The organism is Buttiauxella noackiae ATCC 51607, assembly GCF_001654865.1.
GTDB lineage: Bacteria > Pseudomonadota > Gammaproteobacteria > Enterobacterales > Enterobacteriaceae > Buttiauxella > Buttiauxella noackiae.
The window spans coordinates 20,066-40,124 of the sequence record NZ_LXEO01000063.1; the positions used below are offsets into that span (position 1 = coordinate 20,066).

The window sequence follows — 20,059 nt, forward strand, 5'->3', positions numbered from 1 at the left end:
CCGGCCAATGCTGTTTTCGACAAAAAGCGGCAAAGTTCGGTTGAAAATCCATGTAAGAAGGCCGGATAATCGTTTGCCTTAATTTTGACACCTAGTTTGTATGCGCGGAGTTAAACGTTTGCTTTTTTTGTGACGCCCTTATTTGTCACAAACGCAGTATAGGGATCTACTCAACTTATTCGCGTTACCGGAAAAGTCCGTAACCCGAAAAATGAAGGGTATGAACGTTTAATTAGCAGTGGATTGTCCACCACGCATACCAACGTAATCATAAAAATCTCAGGGGATTTTTCACTATGTCTAATCATTCTCCGCGTGCAACCAGCGGCATTGACGCCTGGTTCAAAATATCTGCACGTGGTAGTACCGTTCGCCAGGAAGTTGTGGCGGGTTTAACGACCTTCCTCGCGATGGTGTACTCCGTGATCGTTGTTCCGGGCATGCTCGGTAAAGCAGGTTTCCCTCCTGCGGCGGTCTTTGTGGCGACTTGCCTGGTAGCCGGTGTTGGCTCTCTTGTCATGGGCCTTTGGGCGAACCTGCCGCTGGCAATCGGTTGTGCCATTTCACTGACTGCATTTACCGCATTCAGCCTGGTGCTCGGCCAGCACATCAGCGTACCTGTTGCGTTAGGTGCTGTGTTCCTGATGGGTGTGCTGTTCACTATCATCTCTGCAACGGGCATTCGTAGCTGGATTTTGCGTAACTTGCCGATGGGTGTTGCGCACGGTACGGGTATCGGTATCGGTCTGTTCCTGCTGCTGATTGCTGCCAACGGTGTCGGCCTGGTAATCAAAAACCCACTTGATGGCTTGCCAGTTGCGCTCGGTCATTTCGACAGCTTCCCGGTTATTATGTCGCTGATTGGCCTTGCGGTGATCATCGGTCTGGAAAAACTGAAAGTCCCTGGCGGCATTCTGCTGACCATCATCGGTATTTCTATTTTTGGCCTGATCTTCGACCCGAGTGTTCATTTCTCTGGCATTTTTGCTATGCCTTCGCTGAAAGATGAAGCGGGTAATTCACTGATTGGCAGCCTGGATATCATGGGCGCGTTGAACCCAGTGGTGTTGCCAAGCGTTCTGGCGCTGGTAATGACTGCCGTATTCGATGCAACCGGCACCATCCGCGCCGTTGCGGGGCAGGCAAATCTGCTGGATAAAGACGGTCAAATCATCGATGGCGGCAAAGCGCTGACTACCGACTCCCTGAGCTCCGTGTTCTCAGGCCTGGTGGGTGCGGCTCCTGCTGCGGTTTACATCGAATCTGCGGCAGGTACTGCTGCAGGTGGTAAAACCGGCCTGACGGCAATCACCGTTGGTGTGCTGTTCCTGCTGATTCTGTTCCTCTCACCGCTCTCTTATCTGGTTCCTGCATACGCTACCGCTCCGGCGCTGATGTATGTTGGTTTGCTGATGCTGAGCAACGTGGGCAAAATCGATTTTGAAGATTTTGTTGATGCTATGGCGGGCCTGATTACTGCGGTATTTATCGTGCTGACCTGTAACATCGTTACCGGCATCATGATTGGTTTCGCAACTCTGGTGATTGGCCGTATCGTCTCTGGTGAGTGGCGTAAGCTGAATATCGGAACGGTAGTGATTGCCATTGCGTTAGTTGCCTTCTACGCCGGCGGCTGGGCTATTTAATTTTACTCGTCATACTTCAAGCTGCAGGGTTGTTGGCTGCACTCGCGAACCCCAGTCACTTACTTTAGTAAGCTCCTGGGGATTCGTTCCTTTGCCGCCTACCTGCAACTTGAATTATTTAGAGTAAACAGTTTTCCCTCCCTTCATTTCCAATCAAGTCTTTTCCTGTTTCCTTCCGGTGTAAAAAGTTGTTTTACTATCAGGTAAAATAACATCCTGCAAAAAGGGTTTCACGACACACCGTTCTCAAGGAAAGCATGGAAATTTTCTTTACTATTCTCATCATGACCCTTGTGGTTTCTCTTTCTGGCGTGGCAACGCGCATGCTCCCGTTCCAGATCCCGCTTCCGTTAATGCAAATCGCGATAGGCGCTGTGCTTGCCTGGCCGCACTTTGGTTTGCATGTCGACTTCAACCCGGAACTGTTCCTCGTGTTGTTTATTCCGCCATTGCTCTTTGCAGATGGCTGGAAAACGCCGACGCACGAGTTTCTCAACCACGGACGGGAAATCATTGGCCTTGCGCTGGTTCTGGTGCTGGTTACCGTGGTTGGCATTGGCTTCTTGATTTACTTCCTGGTGCCAGGCATTCCGCTGATCCCAGCGTTTGCGCTGGCTGCCGTACTCTCACCGACGGATGCCGTGGCGCTCTCCGGTATTGTCGGAGAAGGGCGCATTCCCAAGAAAATCATGGGGATTTTGCAGGGCGAAGCGCTGATGAACGATGCCTCCGGCCTGGTATCGTTGAAAATGGCGGTTGCCGTGGCAGTGGGGACAATGGTGTTTACCGTCGGCGGTGCCACGCTCGAGTTCTTTAAAGTGGCGATTGGCGGTCTGCTGGCAGGGATTGCAGTTAGCTGGCTGTACGGTAAATCACTGCGCCTCATGAGCCGCTGGAGTGGTGACGAGCCTGCAACACAAATCCTGCTGCTTCTGCTGTTGCCGTTCGCCTCTTACCTGATTGCCGAACACATCGGCGTTTCTGGCATTCTGGCGGCGGTTGCTGCGGGTATGACTATCACCCGTTCTGGCGTGTTGCGCAGCGCACCGCTGGCAATGCGCCTGCGTGCGAATAGCGTCTGGGCGATGCTTGAATTTGTGTTCAACGGCATGGTGTTCTTACTCTTAGGGCTGCAACTGCCGGGCATCATGAAAACCTCCATTGCAGCGGCAAATGCCGATCCGAACGTCGAACTTTGGATGTTATTTGTTGATGTTGGGCTTATCTATTTTGCTCTGATCGGTGTGCGTTTCTTATGGCTGTGGACCATGAAACGCATTAGCCTGCGCTTTATGAAAAAGCGTCCGCTGGAGTTCGGTAACTACTCAACACGTGAATTGTGTATTGCATCATTTGCCGGTGTGCGTGGTGCGATTACGCTTGCGGGCGTTCTTTCTATTCCGTTGCTTCTGGGTGATGGTTCACCGTTCCCGGCACGATACGAGTTAATTTTCCTGTCGGCAGGCGTGATTCTGTTCTCGCTGTTTGCCGGGGTAATTATGCTGCCTATTTTGCTGCGTAATGTGGAAGTCCCTGACAAATCTGTGGCGCGGCAGGAAGAGCGTACCGCGCGTGCGGCAACGGCTGAAGTGGCGATTGTCGCGATTCAGAAAATGGAGGAGCGACTGCAATCTGACGTCAATGAAAACATTGATGACCAGCTGCTAAAAGAGGTCAGTTCGCGGGTTATCGGGAATTTGCGCCGCAGAGCAGACGGGCGCAATGACGTGGAGAGCAGCGAGCTTGAAGAGAACCTTGAGCGCCGTTTCCGCCTGGCAGCACTACGCTCTGAACGTGCCGAGTTGTACCATCTGCGTGCCACACAAAAAATCAGCAATGAAACACTGATGAAGCTGCTGCACGATCTTGATTTGCTTGAAGCGTTGCTGGTCGAACAGCAGTAATCGACTAATCCTCTCCCTCTTCTGGGGGAGAGGATTGGGATGAGGCCTTATGAACTGACCGGCCAAAACTCCTTACAGCAGGTAATCCATGCCTGCGCACTTTGCGAAATATAAACCCCATCGCGCCAAATCATCGCCAGCTGCCACGTTAAATCGCTGTTTAACGGCAGCCACATCAGCGTGTTTTTATCCAGTTTTTGGCAAATAATCTCCGGCAGAATCGCAATCCCCACGCCCGCCTGCACCATTGCGGCCAGAAAATCCCACTGACCGCTACGTACCGCAATACGCGGTGTAAACCCATGCTCCTGGAAGAGCTGAATTAACTGACGGCTTAATGCGAAATCTTCGTTGTAGATAAGCAGAGGATGGGCGGCTAGCTCGATGGGATCGATGCTTTCTCGTGTTGTCCACGGGCCAGAGCGCGGAACCAGAACACACAGCGGATTGTGCAGCAAAGGTAACGAGCAGAAAGTATGGTGCTCATCTTCAAAAGGCAACGCGGTCATGGCTAAATCCAGTTCGCCATTCAGCACGGCCTGCTGCACCGTTAAACCGCCAAATTCAGAAATCTTCAATTCAACGCCAGGGTAGCGTTGGCGATACAGGCTAATTGGCCCGGCCATCATTGTGCCGACCATCGGTGGAATACCGAGGCGCAACACGCCTTTATTAAGATGGTTGATATCACCAAGTTCGGCTTCCAGCTGGCGAAATTCCGCCAAAATGGTTAATCCTCGCTGATAAACCACTTCACCGGTATCAGTCAGTAATAGTTTGCGGCCATCACGAATGAGTAGAGTGCAACCCAACTCATCTTCGAGGTTACGCAGCATCTTGCTTATAGTCGGCTGGGTGACGAACATCTTTTGAGCCGCACGGGTAAAACTTTGCTGGCGAACCACTTCAACAAAATAACGTAGCGTCCTGATGTCCATAACTATTCCCGTTGACTATACCTGTGATGATTTTAATTCATTTCAACCCATGACGTGAGCTAACTATAATTGCCACCTCACATTTCTTGGAGTTCCACTCTCATGGCCCTGGCGTTACGTGGTTTTACGCCTGTTCTTTTTCGCCGCATTCAGGTTCCGATACAAGTTGCCCTTTACGCGGGATTGTTCATTCTCGCCCAGCAGTTGGTCGACTGGTGGCATTTACCGCTCCCGGCAAACCTCGTGGGAATGGTGCTGTTGCTGGCGTTGATTGTCTGCCGAGTGGTCCCGTTGAAATGGGTTCGTGCGGGTTCCCGCTGGTTATTAGCTGAAATGTTGCTGTTCTTTGTGCCCGCCGTGGTCGCGGTGGTGAACTATGCCGAATTACTGATGGTAGATGGTTGGCGTATCTTCATTGTGATTGCTATCAGCACTTCACTGGTACTGGGTGCTACTGCGCTGGTGGTGGATAAAGTTTATCGTTATGAGCTGGCGCGAATGGCTCGCAGGCAGGCTCGTGGTGAGTAACTTTCATCTGAGCCTTCTGTGCCTGGTTATTACTCTTGGGCTCTATTTTGCCAATAAAAAACTTTATCGCCGCTTTCGAAAACTGCCTCTGATGCCGCTGATTTTAACGCCGGTATTGCTGGTGATGATGTTAGTTTTTGGTCATATCTCTTATCAAAATTATATGGGTGAAGCGCACTGGTTACTGTGGTTGCTTGGTCCGGCGACTATCGCCTTTGCTGTGCCGGTTTATGACAATCTGAACGTTATTAAACGCCATTGGATGTCACTTTCGGCGGGGGTTATCACCGCCACCGTTGTTGCGGTAACCAGTTCGGTTTGGCTGGCGCGTTTGTTTACGTTGCCTGATGAAATTCAACGCAGCCTGGCGGTGCGTTCGATTACCACACCCTTTGCATTAGCCGCAGCCAAACCACTTGGCGGGCAGCCGGAGCTGGTGGCGTTATTTGTGGTCGTGACGGGCGTATTTGGCATGGCCGTAGGTGACGTGCTGTTTTTGCGCCTCGCAATTCGCGAAGGAATGGCGAAAGGCGCGGGTTTTGGTGCTGCGTCTCACGGCGCTGGCACCGCACGTTCCTACGAACTTGGCCCGCAGGAAGGTGTGGTTGCCAGTTTGGTGATGATGTTTTCCGGCGTGGTGATGGTGTTGGTTGCACCATTGGTTGGTTGGCTGATGTTTTGACAGACGGTTTAGCCGAGCGTCAAAAGGATTTGTAGGTCGGATAAGCGCAGCGTCATCCGACACATCTCTCGATCCCCATCAACCCAGTAAGTGCTTACTTACTTTTTAACCGCGACACCAGTTCAAACTCTTTAAACTGCACCGGGCGCTGCTGCTGCATTGAAATATTCCCGGCGATGCCGGTCAAAATAGACATTGCCCCAGCGCGGTGATCGGCGGCGCGTTTTAATGGGTCGTTACCCGGTTCGCCAAACAGATCCGCAAGCATCGCGTTATCACCCCCGCCGTGGCCGCCTGCACCAATGCTGAAATCGGCTTTATACGGTGCGGAAAACATTGGGAACACGGTGATATCGCAGCTCTCCAGGCTGCCTTCGTTTTCACGCTCGCCGCCGGCATTCACGTAGGACATCTCCACCAGTTTCATCTCCAGCCGCCCACGGCTGCCGTTGAACACCACGTTCAACCCTTCCCACGGCAAATAGGCGTTCAGTGAATAGGTCATCTGCACCTGGTTCTGGTATTTCACCAGCAGCGACAGCGTGTCCTCGATAGTAATTCCGTCGCTGAAAACACTCTGATCGCGGTAATAGTTATCTTCGTGTTCGGCATCCAGATACAACGCTTTGAGCTGGGCGTTCTCTTCCATATGCAGCGCAAATGGATCGTTTTTGGCCGCCGCAAACCCATGGGCGCGAGGGTAAAATTGCGAGACACCTCGCTTTTCGGCGTTTTCTTTACCGTAAAAACGCAAGCTGCCTTCCGCATAAACGCGTTCCGGATAACTCCCCAGCCAGAAGTTCATCAGGTCAAAATGGTGGGTGGATTTATGCACCAGCAGGCCGCCGCTGTTGCGTTTTTCGCGGTGCCAGCGACGGAAATAATCCGCGCCATGTTCGGTATTGAGCAGCCATTCAAAATGCACTGAGAACACCTCGCCGATGGTGTCATTCATCAGCAATTCGCGGATTTTGCTGTGGTGCGGCGCGTAGCGGTAATTGAATGCGACACGCACCTGGCGGCCCGTCTCTTCAATGGCATTGAGAATGCGCAAAGCGCGTTGTTCGTCGATGGTCATCGGCTTTTCGGTGATCACATCGCAACCGGCATGTAGGGCACGCACAATGTAATCATCATGGGTGCGGTCCATGGTGGTGACGATAATAATATCCGGGCGCGTTTCGCGAATCATGGTTTCGAAATCAGCCGCTTTCCAGGTGGAAACTGGCGCAGCACCTGCGTTACTTAAAAGCTTATTGGCGTAATTCATACGCGTCTGGTTGGTATCGCAAAATGCGACCAGTTGCGCATTGTCTTTCCATTTACCGCTGATGGCTTCGATATATAACCCTGCGCGGCCACCGGTGCCCACTAAAGCATATTTTTTCATAATGTCCTCATTCATGAAGTCATGGTATTTTTGAGAAATTCGTTATTTCCGGTAATGCTGATGAAACTGGTTCCGCATCAATTAATGGAGTTAAACAGCCCGTTTATTTGGCACTGGCCGTGGTTTATTTCTTGTGTCAATGCGGCTAAAGCTCACGGTTTTACGGGCATTATTCTTCATCAGCAGGAATTACTTTCGTTACTTGCCATTCCGTCACCGCTCAGTTACCGCCATGATGTTGAAAACCTTATTCACCAACAAAAAAATGCCCTGCAATATTTAAAAAAAGTCAGCGTTTATTTGCAGGAAAATAACCTCAGCTTCTGGCTACAAGGCGAAGCCGCACCGACCGATGACATCATCAGACGTAAATTCCCCGAGTTTTCTTTTGATGAGCGCAGCACGCCGGATTTCTGGCAACAATTTTATTCGTCGATATTGTCCCAACTACTGCCATTATTACCGCACCTTGGCGGCCTGATATTAAGCCTGACCACGCCGCAATTTCAGACAGACGGCTGGCAGCAAAGCCTGCACCACGTCTGGAGCCAGTTGCGTGCTCAGGCCAAAAAACTGGTGCTGCGCGATTTCATTGATACCAGCTGGCCTCGCCAGCAGCTTTCCCGCGTGTTATCTGGCTTACCGGACGATGTTCGGGCGTCCATCAAAGCCACGGAGCTGGATTACCATCCCGGCTTTGCCAATCATCCCAATATTGTTTCGCTCAGCGGGCGTAAAAAGTGGATCGAATACGATCTCTGGGGCACCGGCTACGGCTGGACGATCCTGCCGTGTTATCTGGCCGATGAAATCCAGGGCCGCCTCAGTTGGGCGACAAGCCTTGCCGACCACAATATTGAAACCATCACGTCGCGCGTTTCGTGGCAATGGCTTCCGGATGGCTTAACCACGGATTCCGCCAACGCCATCAATCTTATTGGCCTGAGCCACGCCAATAACACCGAGCCTTCATCTGTTATCGACACCTGGATCGAGCAGCAAAACCTCGGCTTTCGCAGCAAATCAGATCGCCAACGTTTTAGCGCTTTGTACGCTTCCAGCCACGACTGGTTGTGCAAAACGCCGAATCTTTTAGGGCGGCGCATGCACTACCAAAGCCAGATCCCGGAAAGCTACGCTCAGGCCCAACAACTGCTGCACACGGACATTCGCAGCGCCAACTGGGCGCAGGCTTTTCAGCCGTTATTCCCAACCGATGATCCCGCGCTTGGTGCCGAACAGCGCCAGCTCATCGGGCTTGAAAAAGAGAGTGCCCACTTCATTGCCACCGCAGCGTTACAACAGCTCCGCGAACTGCGCATCACCTGCCACAACGAAACTCTTGAGCGCCTCGAAGCCGCATGGCGCAACGCTGAAATGTACGGTCAGTTGTTCTCGCAAGTCGCCTTCGCGGTAAGCGACCTGCAAATGGCCGAACATTACGGCGATGCCGCGCAGGTGACGAAAACGGCGATGCATCACCATGAAAAATTACTGCGCTTTGCCGATACGCTGGAACGTTGGGCCGATTCACCACCGCCTGGCAGCCCGAACTATGTTTCTGTTTTATTGAACGCCGAACGGTTGCGCAGGTTCGCCTTAAGTCTGCTGGGATAATCATAAGAAGGTGGAATGTGGTTGTCGTGCTGGCGCTGGTGAGTAAAACGGCGCGAAACCCAACAATGCTAAAACTCGCGATCGCGCTCGCAGAATGGCGAAATTCTCTGTGATTCACATCACGTAGCGCGGGGGGAAAAGTGTGAAGGACGGCGTGTGGTTCTGGGAAAAGTGCGAGATTGATCGCGCTAACATACCGTGGGCATCGTCTTATCAATGGCAAACTCTTACCACTCCGTCTAAACTAGGTTCAAATATCGAAATTTGAGCGTAGTTTATGGCGATCAGCAAACCCCCTTCATTCCCGGCGAGTTCCAGCATCAGCATGGAAACCTTAACTCATTACAACCGCTACAACCGTCTGGTGGATGAAAAAGGGCGCTATCTGCCGTTTGATGATTTTCAGTATCGCGTTGCGCATGGCGACGATCCTGCGATTGCGTGGCGGTTTACCCGCATGGCGCGAGACTCGGCTATTCAGCGCATTGAATACCGTAATGAGAAAGGTGAACAAGCCGGATTTAACCTGACCCCAGGCATTCTGGCCACCCTCGAACTGGTGGATAAATATACGACTCGCCTTGCGCTGGATGACATCCGCCGCCGCCTCAGCGCCAGCGGTGCAGAACTGGCCCAACTTCAGATCGATGAAGCGATTACCAGTTCGCAGCTTGAGGGCGCAAACACCACAACCCTGGTCGCGCGGGAGATGCTTTCTACCGGACGCCGGGCACGGACAGAGGGCGAGCAGATGATCGCGGGCAACGCCCGTTTGATGGCTGAAATCGGCGAGCATCTGAATGAGCCGCTAACCGTTGATCTGATCTGCCATTTTCACGCGGTCGGGATGAGCGGTATTAACGACGAAACCTACACGCCAGGCCTTTTCCGGGAAACCGATGACATTGTGATTGCAGACCGGAGCGGCGATATCGTTCACCAGCCGCCAGTTGCGGCCAATATCCTTCGCCGTCTGGAGACAGTTTGCGAGTGGGCTAACGATACTTCGGGCTACATTCATCCCATGATTCGGGCCTGTATCCTGCACTTTATGATTGCTCATGAGCACCCATTCAGAGACGGGAACGGGCGCACCAGCCGGGCTCTTTTCTACTGGAGCATGCTGAAATCGGGCTATGAAGTATTTCGCTACTTGTCTATCAGCAGCTTGTTGCATAACGCTGCCGTCAAATATGCGCACAGCTACCAGTACACCGAAACGGACGGCATGGATTTGACCTACTTCCTGGATTATCAGGCCAGCGTTATCACCCGTGTGGTTAACGGGCTGCAGGAGCATATCAACACGCTGGTAAACCGCCGCGCGGTGCTCGATCGTCGTTTGTTTGAATCCGGTGCTTTAAGCCGCCTGACCCAGCGCCAGGTTACGTTGCTAAACGTTCTGCTGGCAACGCCAGGCAAGACATTCACGAGCATAGAAACAGGCGGGGCACTAGGCGTATCGACGCAAACGGCGCGGCGCGATCTGCGCGTGCTGGTGGCTGAAGGTTTGGTTATTGCTATAAGTGCCAATGACCAGCTAACGACTTATAGGGCGAATACTGAAGGGTGAGCGGTTTTTAGTTTTGTGCATTGCAGTCATAAACTTGCGGGTCGGCCAGTTTAAATTTTTCGCCAAATGTCGTCTCTTAATCGACATTTCAACAAAAAACTAAACCCGTCCTGGCAGCGAAGGAGAGAAAATTCCCCGGCTCATAAGAGCCGGGAAAAGTTAAAATTAATCAGTGAGCGCGACCCTGCTCAATACCAATCCCGGTCTGGGAGCGGATAAACTGAGCGCGGAATTTCTCACGTTCGAGATTACCTTCCGGGCTGTTATCGGTTGCTGAGAACACCCAAATCCCCACGAACGCCACCAGAATCGAGAACAGCGCCGGGTATTCGTACGGGAAGATAGCCGTTGCGTGGCCCAGCACCTGCACCCAAACCGTTGGGCCGAGGATCATCAGGATCACTGCGGTTAACAGACCCAGCCAGCCGCCGACCATTGCGCCGCGCGTGGTCAGTTTCGACCAGTACATGGAAAGCAGGATAATTGGGAAATTACAGCTCGCCGCAATTGAGAACGCGAGGCCGACCATGAAGGCAATGTTCTGATTTTCGAACAAAATCCCCAGCCCGATAGCGACCACACCCAGTATCACCACCGTGATTTTCGACACCCGCAACTCATCACGTTCTGACGCGCCTTTGCGGAACACGTTGGCGTAGAGGTCATGCGAAACCGCTGATGCGCCTGCCAGCGTCAGGCCTGCAACTACCGCCAGAATCGTCGCGAAGGCAACCGCTGAGATGAAGCCCAGGAACAGGCTGCCACCCACGGCGTCAGCCAGGTGAACCGCCGCCATGTTATTGCCGCCAATCAACGCGCCAGCTGCATCTTTAAACGCTGGGTTTGCACCCACCAACATGATGGCGCCAAAGCCGATGATAAAGGTCAGGATGTAGAAATAGCCCATGAAGCCGGTGGCATACAGCACGCTTTTCCGCGCTTCTTTGGCATCGCTGACGGTGAAGAAACGCATCAGAATGTGTGGCAAACCAGCGGTACCAAACATTAAACCTAATCCCAGCGAAAGTGCGGATATCGGGTCTTTGACCAGCCCGCCCGGGCTCATGATTGCCACGCCTTTCGGGTGGACGGCAATCGCTTCGGCAAACAGGTTATTGAAGCTGAAGCCCACGTGTTTCATCACCATAAAGGCCATGAAACTTGCGCCGAACAGCAGCAATACCGCTTTGATGATTTGCACCCAGGTGGTCGCCAGCATACCGCCGAACAACACGTACATCACCATCAGCACGCCAACCAAAACGACCGCCACGTGATAGTTCAGGCCGAACAGTAACTGGATAAGTTTGCCCGCGCCAACCATCTGAGCAATCAGGTAAAGCGCGACCACCACCAGCGAGCCACAGGCCGACAGAATACGGATTGGCCCTTGTTTCAGGCGATAAGAGGCGACATCGGCAAAGGTATATTTGCCGAGATTTCTCAGGCGTTCCGCAATCAGGAACAGGATAATTGGCCAGCCGACCAAAAAGCCCAGCGAGTAAATCAGGCCGTCGTAGCCGGAGGTGAACACCAGTGCGGAAATACCGAGGAATGACGCGGCAGACATATAGTCTCCCGCAATCGCCAGGCCATTCTGGAAGCCAGTGATATTGCCGCCCGCAGTGTAGTAATCGCTACGCGTGCGGGTTCTTTTTGACGCCCAATAAGTGATGCCCAGGGTAAAGGCGACGAAAATGACGAACATAATAATCGCCTGCCAGTTGGTCGGCTGGCGTTGCACAGCCCCCGTAATCGCATCAGCGGCAAAGGCGGATGCAGGCAGGCTCAGGAGCGGTGCGGCGATGACGCCGAGTAAACGTTTCATGATACTTTCACCTCGCGTACCACTTCGTTATTCAGACGATCAAATTCGCCGTTCGCCCGCCAGACATATACGCCTGTCAGGAAGAAGGAAATCAAAATAACCCCAACGCCAATCGGAATGCCGCGCGTCACCGTGGTGCCGGGATGTAAAGGTGTGCCTAGCCAGGCAGGTGCGAACGCAATCAGCAAAATAAAACTGACGTAAATCACGAGCACGATAAGAGACAAAATGGTGGCAAACCGTTGCCGTTTTTCGACTAACTCCCTGAATTGCGCACTGTCTTCTATCCGCTGATAAATGTTGGAATCATTCATCACAAAGTCTCCAGAGAATTCCCTTCGTCTTTTGCGCCGCAGGGGGGTTGGCTGCATTCGCGCACCCCAGTCACTTACTTGTGTAAGCTCCTGGGGATTTGCTCGTTTGCCGCCTTCCTGCAACGCAAAATCCTTTGGGAATTAGGGTTAGGTTGGGTTTTTATAATTGCCTCTCACCTGCAGAAACGGCGTAGGGGGATAAGCGAAGCGCCATCCACCTTAGAAGAACGTCTCACTGGCGGATGGCGTTGCACTTATCCGCCCTACATCCGGAGATGAGAGGGCGGGGGCCTGAATGGTTAAGATGGCATCGTAATAGCTTGTTTTTCTTCCAGTAACTTCTCAACAACGCCCGGATCGGCAAGCGTTGAAGTATCACCAAAGTTGCTGGTGTCTCCGGCGGCGATTTTGCGCAAAATACGACGCATAATTTTGCCGGAGCGGGTTTTAGGTAGTGAATCCGTCCAGTGCAGAATATCCGGCGTGGCAAGCGGGCCAATCTCTTTACGCACCCAGTTGCGCACTTCGGTATACAGCTCCGGCGTTGGCTCTTCGCCGTGATTCAGCGTGACGTAGGCATAAATCGCCTGGCCTTTAATGTTATGCGGAATGCCGACCACAGCCGCCTCGGCGACTTTCGGATGCGACACCAGCGCAGACTCGATTTCTGCGGTGCCCAGGCGGTGACCGGAAACGTTCAACACGTCATCCACGCGACCGGTGATCCAGTAGTAACCGTCTTCGTCGCGACGCGCGCCGTCACCGCTGAAGTACATATTTTTGAAGGTCGAGAAATAGGTTTGCTCAAAACGTTCGTGGTCCCCAAACAGCGTGCGCGCCTGGCCCGGCCATGAATCGGTGATCACCAGATTGCCTTCGGTTGCGCCTTGCTGCGGGTTACCTTCGTTATCCACCAGTGCTGGTTGCACGCCAAAGAACGGGCGCGTGGCGGAACCGGCTTTCAGCTCGGTCGCACCTGGCAGTGGGGTTATCATGAAGCCACCGGTTTCGGTCTGCCACCAGGTATCCACCACCGGGCATTTTTCGTTACCGATTTTCTTCCAGTACCACTCCCACGCTTCCGGGTTAATCGGCTCGCCGACAGAACCCAAAATACGCAGCGACGAGCGATCTGTATTTTCAATCGCCTTATCGCCTTCTGCCATCAACGCACGAATCGCAGTCGGTGCAGTGTAGAGAATATTTACTTTATGCTTATCAACTACCTGCGCCATACGGTTTGGTGCTGGCCAGTTTGGTACGCCTTCAAACATCAGTGTGATAGCACCACACGCCAGCGGGCCGTACAGCAGATAGCTGTGGCCGGTGACCCAGCCCACGTCGGCGGTGCACCAGTAAACGTCGCCCGGATGATAATCAAAGACATATTTAAAGGTGGTTGCGGCATACACCAGATAACCGCCGGTGGTGTGCAGCACCCCTTTTGGCTTGCCGGTTGAACCGGAGGTGTAAAGGATAAACAGCGGATCTTCGGCGTTCACTTCCACCGGCTGGTGGTGTGCGCTGGCTTTCTCAACCAGCTCGTTCCACCACAGGTCGCGGCCTTCATGCCACTCGATATTGCCGCCGGTACGCTTGAGCACAACAACATGCTCAACGGTTTTAACGCCAGGGTTTTTCAGCGCGTCATCGACGTTTTTCTTCAGTGGAATAGAACGCCCCGCGCGAATGCCTTCGTCGGCGGTAATCACCAGTTTAGAGCTGGAGTCGATGATGCGCCCGGCAACGGCTTCCGGTGAGAAGCCACCAAAAATCACGGAATGCACCGCGCCGATTCGGGCACAGGCCAGCATCGCAACGGCGGCTTCCGGCACCATCGGCATATAAATTGCGACCACATCGCCTTTCTTGATGCCCAGTTCCACCAGGGTATTGGCAAAACGGCACACTTCACGGTGCAGTTCGCGGTAGGTAATGGTTTTGCTCTGGGTGGCGTCGTCGCCTTCCCAGATGATCGCGGTCTGATCGCCACAATCTTTCAGGTGCCTGTCCAGGCAGTTGGCGGCGAGGTTCAGCGTGCCGTCTTCATACCATTTAATAGAGACGTTGCCCGGTGCGAACGAGGTGTTTTTTACCTTTTGATAGGGCTTGATCCAGTCAAGGATCTTACCTTGTTCACCCCAAAATGCGTCGGGATCATGTACCGAGTGTTGGTACATGGATTGGTATTGCTCCGGGGTTATCAGGCAATTGTCCGCGATATTGGCGGGAATGGCGTGTTTATGTATTTGGCTCATGCTTTTTTTCTCCTTTTAGGATGTTAATAATATGTCACATAAACGTTAATCGGAGAGTGCCTGGGAAGCTTTGTTTATTATTTGGGCGACAGATCACGCATTAATTAAATGGTTGAAAATTTAATCAATACATCCGGTGGAGAGAGGGAAGAAAAGCAAAAAAAAGCTGCCAGATAGGCAGCTTTCGAGTGTTTTCGTAGGGCGGTTAAGCGTAGCGTCAACCGCCACAACTTGCGAAATGGTGGATGACGCCTGCGGCTTATCCACCCTACACTTATTAACCCGCAGCGCTTTCGCGCAAACTGGCTTTTAGCTTGTTGTACTCGTCAATCACATACTGCTCGGCAGCTTTCTGATCGGCGATCGGCTCGACACGAACGGCGCAATATTTGTACTCCGGCGTTTTAGTAATCGGGCTGAGGTTTTCAGTCACCAACTCGTTACAGGCGCCAATCCACCACTGGTAAGTCATGTAAACGGCACCTTTATTAGGGCGTTCGCTCACATTCGCACGCGTGATAACACGGCCTTTACGGGAGTTCACCCACACCAGCGCTTCATCTTCGATACCCAAACGGGCGGCATCGTCGATGTGGATTTGCGCATAGCCTGGTTCATCCGCCAGGGCTGCCAGCGCCGCACAGTTGCCGGTCATCGAACGGCAAGAGTAGTGGCCCACTTCACGCACCGTCGAAAGCACCATCGGGTACTCTTCGGTGACTTTGTCGATTGGCGGTGCCCAGTCACAGGTAAAGAACTCGCCCAGGCCGTTTGCACGGTCGAACTTACCGTCGTACAAGAACGAAGTACCCTGGTCGCTTTCAGCTACATCGCGGCAAGGCCATTGGATATAACCCAGCTCGCCCATTTTCTCGTATGTTGCCCCATAGAAATCAGGGCAAAGGCCACGCAACTCATCCCAGATTTCCTGGGTGTTGTTGTAATGCATCGGATAACCCATACGGGTGGCGATCTCACTGATGATCTGCCAGTCCGTTTTCAGGTCCCACTTTGGCTCAACTGCTTTAAAGAAGCGTTGGAAACCACGGTCAGCGGCGGTATAAACGCCTTCATGTTCACCCCAGGAGGTGGACGGCAAAATCACATCGGCCGCAGCCGCGGTTTTGGTCATGAAGATATCTTGTACAATCACCAGCTCAAGCTCTTCAAACGCTTTGCGAACAGCTGAAAGCTCCGCATCGGTTTGAAGTGGATCTTCGCCCATGATGTACGCGGCATACACTTCGCCATGCGCCACACGGTGTGGCAGTTCGCTGATGCGATAGCCGGTGTGTGCAGGCAGCGATGGCACGCCCCACGCTTTCGCGAACTTCTCGCGGCTGACTTCGTCTTTCACGTACTGGTAGCCAGGATAGGTATCTGGCAGTGCGCCCATATCACAAGCACCCTGTACGTTGTTCTGGCCGCGAACCGGGTTAACACCGACGTTCGGTTTACCCAGGTTGCCCGTCATCAACGCAAGGCTTGTCAGCGAACGAACAGTTTCCACGCCCTGATAGAACTGGGTAACACCCATGCCCCACAGAATCGTGGCGGTTTTCGCCTTCGCGTACATACGTGCTGCTGCACGAATTTCTGCTGCCGTAACACCCGTGATTTCTTCAACAGATTCAGGCGTATAGCCAGCAACAATTTTGCGATACTCGTCGAAACCTTCCGTACGGGAAGCCACGAATGACTGGTCGTACAGATTTTCTTCGATAATCACATGCCCGATTGCGTTAAGCAGGGCGATGTTAGAACCATTTTTTAACTGCAAATGCATATCGGCAATGCGCGCGGTTTCAATTTTACGCGGATCGACAACAATGATTTGCGCCCCTTTTTGCTTCGCTTTAATCACGCGGTTAGCAACGATAGGGTGTGAATCTGCCGGGTTATACCCGAACACAAACACTAAATCGGTATCTTCAATCTCAACGATTGAGTTACTCATAGCGCCGTTACCGACCGATTGGTGCAGACCTGCAACCGATGGGCCGTGTCAGACGCGTGCGCAGCAATCGACGTTATTAGTACCAATAACGGCGCGCGCAAATTTCTGCATTACATAGTTAGTTTCGTTGCCTGTACCGCGGGAAGAACCGGTGGTCATGATGGCATCGGAGCCGTGCTTCGCTTTGATTTCACTCAGGCGAGTACTGACGTAGTTCAGTGCTTCATCCCAGGAAACGTTTTCGAGTTTGCCGCCTTTCTGGCGACGAATCATCGGTGACTTAAGGCGCGGGGTGAGGATTTTAGTATCGTTAATAAAATCCCAGCCGTAGTAACCCTTCAGGCAAAGATCGCCCTGGTTAGTTTTACCTTGAGCCGCTTCCGCCTTGACGACTTTGCCGTTATCGACCACGAGGTTGATTTTGCAACCCGAGGCACAATAGGGGCAAACCGTGACGACTTTTTTCATCAGTGTTGCTCCAGTCAATGCTGTTAAAAGTGGTGTGACACTAAACAGCTGATCACATCTCCCCGCTTTAATGCATTATCTATGCCACATATTAAGTACGGGATTAGCAGGCATCTTACGGAGAAGGTGAGGGCAAAACCCTGACGAAACACAGGTCATCGTCAAAAGTGACGTGTCGACCAATGCAGGGTTTGTGACACTGGTTGAATTTTCAGCACGGTTGTCTGTCATTTTCGCGGCACTCCTCCAACAATCGCTCACACTTAAATTTGACTCTTTGCATCCTCCACGGAGAACAACCATGAAGCCTGCCATTTTGCTGGTGGATGACGATTTGGCTATCTGCGACGTGCTGCGCGATGTGCTCAATGAGCACGTTTTTGAGGTGATGGTCTGCCATACCGGGAGTGATGCGCTGACAGCGATCGGTCAGCACCCAGGAATTGCGCTGGTGTTGCTCGACATGATTTTGCCTGACATTAACGGGCTGCTGGTGTTGCAACAAATTCAGCGCCAGCGGCCAGATTTACCCGTAGTGATGCTGACGGGGTTGGGAAGTGAGTCTGATGTCGTCGTCGGGCTGGAAATGGGGGCTGATGATTACATTGCCAAGCCGTTTAATTCCCGAGTTGTGGTGGCGCGTGTTAAAGCGGTGCTGCGCCGTTCTGGCGCATTGGCGTTAGAAACGACAACCACTAAAACCAGTGGCTTACATTTCAACGGCTGGCGGCTGGATACCGATCGCTGCCAGCTCTTTAACGCTCAATCCGAACAGGTTGACCTCACCCAGGGGGAATACGGTCTGCTGCTGGCGTTGATGCAAAATGGCCGCAAAGTCCTCTCGCGCGAAAGATTGCTGGAACTGACCCATAGCGAAAGCCTCGAAGTCTTCGACAGAACTATAGATGTGTTGATTATGCGCTTACGCAGAAAAATAGAGATAAACCCGCATCAACCGATATTAATCCGCACCATCCGCGGCGTGGGCTATGTTTTTTCAGCTGATGTTGTTCATGCTGAGAATAATGCTGCGTGAGTTGTTGAAGCCAAAAATCTACTAATGTGCGGCAAGCTCACGGTAAAACTCAGGGTTAGCCTGGATGGTCGCCAACACTTTAGCCGCCAGGCCTGTTGGGTTGCGTCGTTTGGTTTCCCAGCTTTTGATGGTATCGACGCTTGTCCCCAATGCTTTTGCCATTTCACTTTGTGAAACATTCAGTTGCTCTCTGATCGCCTTCACATCTGCAATGTCATAACGGGTGACTCTGGCTGGCGTTTTTACACCATTCTTAATATCGACAGCTTCTTCAAGAGATGCTTTCAGATCGTCAAAAAAGCTCATGTTATATTTAACCAGTAATTATTTAATGTGATGTATTCATATAATAGATTGGGTGCTTAAGACATCGCCCTAATTCCCTCACAAGTTGGGCGGGGCGAACCCCGCCCGATTAGCCCTACTATTCGGAGCAGGCCAGCCTGGCCGCGACCTCCTGTTTATCATTTCTTATTTTCACTTCGCAAAGATTACGCCGCGTTAATAAGGTTATTGCTATTAATGTTACGCAAACAATTAATAAACAGATGACAACAGTTTTTGTTGGCTTCATGCCTTTTACTCCTTGCCTTGTGGCGAGTAAGAGGCTAACCTCAACTTGTCGGAGTTGGGGACTAGCCTCGGGTTAACGTATAGTTGCCCGGGGCTTTCTTATTCTTAACGCTCAAGAATATCCCTCACTTATGCTCAGGACTGAAAGCCCTAAGCACCCGCTGCGTAGTTTACTCAGTTTTTATTTATTTGATATTAATTTGCCGATGTAATTTATTTTGAAAATTACATTTGTCTGGAAGGTTGCTCGCAAAAATTAGTGTTATATGGCTAATGAATAGAGAGTGAAAGTATATTTATGACTTGATTATTAACTTATCCACTAATAACCAGTCGGTTGTTCATTTATAAAGTTCTGTAATTCCGTTAATGTTTTTGCACCATCGATCGCATTGGCGCATAAAAGATTCGCTCTTGCACAGGCGTGAGCCAATTTCAGGCTATCGACCAACGACCATTTTTCATGGCAGCCATATAATATTCCGGCACAGAAAGCATCACCGGCACCGACGCTGCCGATAATTTCCGTTTGCGTTAATCTAAACGACGGCACCCATACGCCATCCATGCCTGGTTCAATACCCCATGCACCTTCCGGACAATGAATGACAACCCGTTGCCGAACGCCAGAATCCATCAGCAAGGTCGCTGCCTGGGCGATATTTTCGATATGTGGATCGCCATTAGAACGGCGGATTTCCAATCCACTAAACTCACTGGCTTCCAGTTCATTGATCACCAGGTAATCCAGCCAACGCAGGGCAGGGAGCACCATTGGACGATAGCGTGGGTCGCCCTGTCGCGAGACTAAATCAAGCGAGGTTTCATAGCCGAGTTGCGTCATCTGCGCCAGTAAACGTGCGCTGCGGGTGCCGTACTCCGCGTCTTCCATATCCAGGCTATCAAGCAGCAGCAAATAGCCGAGATGGAATATTTTGAATGATGTTTCAAGGCGGTCAAAGGCGGGTAAATCGAGCAGGCGATTAGCGCCTGGCGAGTGAAAAAAGGTGCGTTGCCCGCTGGGATCGGTCATCACTTGCGACATAGACGTTGGCGCAAAAGTGGTGCGGTGCACATGCTGGCGGTTCACATGATACTGATCGAGCATCGCCATAATGTAATCACCATCATGGTCGTCACCCACCAGACCCACCGCCTGAAGCGGCAGCCCGACATGCATTTTGGCCAAAGTTAGCAACACGTTTAATGGTGCGCCGCCGGTCGAACGTTCACTGTGAACTATTTCGGCAAGCCAGCCACGCTGCGGCCATTGCACAATTTGGTGCACATGGTCGACCAGCATATTTCCGGCGGCAATAATCCCGTTGCGCTCTGTCATAACCTCTC

Annotated in this window: 16 protein-coding genes; 7 read left to right on the top strand and 9 right to left on the bottom strand. The window is 52.1% G+C overall.

Translation table 11 applies throughout. The annotated features are described in order from the left end of the window. The first annotated feature begins 296 nt into the window (after nt 1-296). Entirely contained in the window at nt 297-1,646 is a 1,350-nt protein-coding gene (locus M979_RS19115; protein ID WP_064556053.1) for an NCS2 family permease, read from the top strand. Nucleotides 1,647-1,903: 257 nt separating this feature from the next. After that, a complete protein-coding gene (locus M979_RS19120) occupies nt 1,904-3,550 on the top strand; it encodes a Na+/H+ antiporter (RefSeq protein WP_064556054.1) in 1,647 nt (548 codons plus the stop codon). 47 nt (nt 3,551-3,597) lie between these two features. Here M979_RS19120 and M979_RS19125 read toward each other — a convergent pair whose 3' ends face one another. Next, nucleotides 3,598-4,488 carry a LysR family transcriptional regulator gene (locus M979_RS19125; RefSeq protein WP_034456925.1) on the bottom strand — a complete coding sequence of 297 codons (891 nt, stop codon included), beginning with the start codon at nt 4,486-4,488 and terminating at the stop codon, nt 3,598-3,600. Nucleotides 4,489-4,590: 102 nt separating this feature from the next. Here M979_RS19125 and M979_RS19130 point away from each other — a divergent pair, with 102 nt between their 5' ends. Together M979_RS19130 and M979_RS19135 are read left to right on the top strand one after the other, a co-directional pair. Next, nucleotides 4,591-5,016, top strand: a complete 426-nt coding sequence (locus M979_RS19130) for a CidA/LrgA family protein (RefSeq protein ID WP_064556055.1) — start codon at nt 4,591-4,593, stop codon at nt 5,014-5,016. Further along, on the top strand, nt 5,009-5,698 hold the full coding sequence (locus M979_RS19135) for an LrgB family protein (protein ID WP_034456922.1): 690 nt from the start codon (nt 5,009-5,011) through the stop codon (nt 5,696-5,698). Before M979_RS19130 ends, M979_RS19135 begins: the two co-directional genes overlap by 8 nt. A gap of 94 nt (nt 5,699-5,792) precedes the next feature. Here M979_RS19135 and M979_RS19140 read toward each other — a convergent pair whose 3' ends face one another. Beyond that, on the bottom strand, nt 5,793-7,088 hold the full coding sequence (locus M979_RS19140) for a Gfo/Idh/MocA family protein (RefSeq protein WP_064556070.1): 1,296 nt from the start codon (nt 7,086-7,088) through the stop codon (nt 5,793-5,795). A 60-nt stretch (nt 7,089-7,148) separates the two neighbouring features. Between M979_RS19140 and M979_RS19145 the strand changes: the two genes are divergently transcribed. Continuing rightward, nucleotides 7,149-8,705: a hypothetical protein gene (locus M979_RS19145; protein WP_064556056.1), complete on the top strand. Its 1,557-nt coding sequence runs from the start codon at nt 7,149-7,151 to the stop codon at nt 8,703-8,705. 277 nt (nt 8,706-8,982) lie between these two features. Then, the gene (locus tag M979_RS19150; protein WP_064556057.1) at nt 8,983-10,278 is read left to right on the top strand and encodes a Fic family protein; all 1,296 of its coding nucleotides are present in this window, start codon (nt 8,983-8,985) and stop codon (nt 10,276-10,278) included. Between the two features lie 169 nt (nt 10,279-10,447). Here the strand turns inward: M979_RS19150 and actP are convergent, their stop codons facing one another. The 4 genes from actP to fdhF form a co-directional block, all read right to left on the bottom strand. Further along, nucleotides 10,448-12,106, bottom strand: a complete 1,659-nt coding sequence (actP, locus tag M979_RS19155) for a cation/acetate symporter ActP (protein ID WP_064556058.1) — start codon at nt 12,104-12,106, stop codon at nt 10,448-10,450. Further along, a complete protein-coding gene (locus M979_RS19160; protein ID WP_034456906.1) occupies nt 12,103-12,420 on the bottom strand; it encodes a DUF485 domain-containing protein in 318 nt (105 codons plus the stop codon). Before M979_RS19160 ends, actP begins: the two co-directional genes overlap by 4 nt. 299 nt (nt 12,421-12,719) lie before the next feature. Beyond that, on the bottom strand, nt 12,720-14,678 hold the full coding sequence (gene acs / locus M979_RS19165) for an acetate--CoA ligase (protein WP_064556059.1): 1,959 nt from the start codon (nt 14,676-14,678) through the stop codon (nt 12,720-12,722). A 277-nt stretch (nt 14,679-14,955) separates the two neighbouring features. After that, nucleotides 14,956-17,103, bottom strand: a complete 2,148-nt coding sequence (gene fdhF, locus M979_RS19170; protein WP_083963946.1) for a formate dehydrogenase subunit alpha — start codon at nt 17,101-17,103, stop codon at nt 14,956-14,958. 301 nt (nt 17,104-17,404) lie between these two features. Here fdhF and M979_RS19180 point away from each other — a divergent pair, with 301 nt between their 5' ends. Beyond that, nucleotides 17,405-18,139 carry a response regulator transcription factor gene (locus M979_RS19180; protein WP_064556061.1) on the top strand — a complete coding sequence of 245 codons (735 nt, stop codon included), beginning with the start codon at nt 17,405-17,407 and terminating at the stop codon, nt 18,137-18,139. A 21-nt stretch (nt 18,140-18,160) separates the two neighbouring features. Here the strand turns inward: M979_RS19180 and nadS are convergent, their stop codons facing one another. The 3 genes from nadS to M979_RS19190 all read right to left on the bottom strand — a co-directional run bounded on the left by nadS (nt 18,161) and on the right by M979_RS19190 (nt 20,051). Next, the gene (gene nadS / locus M979_RS19185) at nt 18,161-18,445 is read right to left on the bottom strand and encodes a NadS family protein (RefSeq protein ID WP_064556062.1); all 285 of its coding nucleotides are present in this window, start codon (nt 18,443-18,445) and stop codon (nt 18,161-18,163) included. A 118-nt stretch (nt 18,446-18,563) separates the two neighbouring features. After that, the gene (locus M979_RS23935) at nt 18,564-18,713 is read right to left on the bottom strand and encodes a Hok/Gef family protein (RefSeq protein ID WP_072009420.1); all 150 of its coding nucleotides are present in this window, start codon (nt 18,711-18,713) and stop codon (nt 18,564-18,566) included. Between the two features lie 321 nt (nt 18,714-19,034). After that, nucleotides 19,035-20,051 carry a carbohydrate kinase family protein gene (locus M979_RS19190; protein ID WP_064556063.1) on the bottom strand — a complete coding sequence of 339 codons (1,017 nt, stop codon included), beginning with the start codon at nt 20,049-20,051 and terminating at the stop codon, nt 19,035-19,037. Nucleotides 20,052-20,059: the final 8 nt, after the last annotated feature.

Bases quoted from the DNA above. Each gene is read 5' to 3' on its own strand.
- actP (WP_064556058.1), bottom strand. From the start codon at position 12,106: ATGAAACGTTTACTCGGCGTCATCGCCGCACCGCTCCTGAGCCTGCCT.
- M979_RS19145 (WP_064556056.1), top strand. From the start codon at position 7,149: ATGAAACTGGTTCCGCATCAATTAATGGAGTTAAACAGCCCGTTTATT.
- M979_RS19120 (WP_064556054.1), top strand. From the start codon at position 1,904: ATGGAAATTTTCTTTACTATTCTCATCATGACCCTTGTGGTTTCTCTT.
- M979_RS19190 (WP_064556063.1), bottom strand. From the start codon at position 20,051: ATGACAGAGCGCAACGGGATTATTGCCGCCGGAAATATGCTGGTCGAC.
- acs (WP_064556059.1), bottom strand. From the start codon at position 14,678: ATGAGCCAAATACATAAACACGCCATTCCCGCCAATATCGCGGACAAT.
- M979_RS19160 (WP_034456906.1), bottom strand. From the start codon at position 12,420: ATGAATGATTCCAACATTTATCAGCGGATAGAAGACAGTGCGCAATTC.
- M979_RS19150 (WP_064556057.1), top strand. From the start codon at position 8,983: ATGGCGATCAGCAAACCCCCTTCATTCCCGGCGAGTTCCAGCATCAGC.
- M979_RS19115 (WP_064556053.1), top strand. From the start codon at position 297: ATGTCTAATCATTCTCCGCGTGCAACCAGCGGCATTGACGCCTGGTTC.
- M979_RS19125 (WP_034456925.1), bottom strand. From the start codon at position 4,488: ATGGACATCAGGACGCTACGTTATTTTGTTGAAGTGGTTCGCCAGCAA.
- M979_RS23935 (WP_072009420.1), bottom strand. From the start codon at position 18,713: ATGAAGCCAACAAAAACTGTTGTCATCTGTTTATTAATTGTTTGCGTA.
- M979_RS19180 (WP_064556061.1), top strand. From the start codon at position 17,405: ATGAAGCCTGCCATTTTGCTGGTGGATGACGATTTGGCTATCTGCGAC.
- M979_RS19130 (WP_064556055.1), top strand. From the start codon at position 4,591: ATGGCCCTGGCGTTACGTGGTTTTACGCCTGTTCTTTTTCGCCGCATT.
- M979_RS19140 (WP_064556070.1), bottom strand. From the start codon at position 7,088: ATGAAAAAATATGCTTTAGTGGGCACCGGTGGCCGCGCAGGGTTATAT.
- nadS (WP_064556062.1), bottom strand. From the start codon at position 18,445: ATGAGCTTTTTTGACGATCTGAAAGCATCTCTTGAAGAAGCTGTCGAT.